Raw genomic sequence first — 626 nt, 5'->3', positions numbered from 1 at the left:
AAAAAAATAGCAGAGTCTTAACCACAGAAGATAGCGGCTGGACGAAGTTCTGATATTCCAGCCCTTCCCGGCATGAATGGGAAGGGCTGGTTCATCATTCTTGTGGGGCATGGCTAAAACCTGGGCAGCCGTGGTTATTACGGTTCTGTCAGCCACGATGTAAAAGCAACCTATGTCCTTTATCTCGGCTGGTTTGACGGCAAGCCGGCAACATTAGATGAGTTGCTGCCTGAGGAAGCGACGAAAAAGTTTGTCGATTATATGGGCGGTGCCGATAATATCCTGAAAAAGCCAAAGAGGATTACGAGCAAGGGAATTACCGGTGGGTAGTGCAGGCGGTGAGTAAGTTCCGTTATGCCCAGCCATTTTCGCTGGGTGAAAGTCACTGGCTACTGCGTGGCTCTTTACCTGTAAACACATACCCTTCACCTCCCTCTGGCGGCCATAAAACCGGCACAGGTGATCTTAATCTTTTCGCGTCATGGCTGATTGATACCGGCAATCCTGCTGTCAGCTTTGGCTTTGGACCGCAAATCACTGCCCCTACTGCAAGCGATGATTCATTGGGCACAGAGAAATGGTCAGCGGGTTTGGTCAACGTGTTATTTGATGCGAGTTCACCAAAA

Annotated in this window: 2 pseudogenes; both read left to right on the top strand. The window is 49.5% G+C overall.

The features are described 5' to 3' along the window. Positions 1-109: 109 nt before the first annotated feature. Positions 110-365, top strand: a pseudogene (locus tag UC14_RS26785) (alkyl sulfatase dimerization domain-containing protein); the annotation flags it as partial. Further along, positions 339-626, top strand: a pseudogene (locus UC14_RS27175) (hypothetical protein); the annotation flags it as partial. The pseudogenes UC14_RS26785 and UC14_RS27175, both read left to right, overlap by 27 nt.

The sequence above is a fragment of the Rahnella sp. NRRL B-41462 genome, assembly GCF_003263525.1.
Taxonomy (GTDB): Bacteria; Pseudomonadota; Gammaproteobacteria; order Enterobacterales; family Enterobacteriaceae; genus Rahnella; species Rahnella aceris.
Note: the sequence above shows the minus strand (reverse complement) of the source record. Positions and strands in the feature narration are given on the sequence as shown.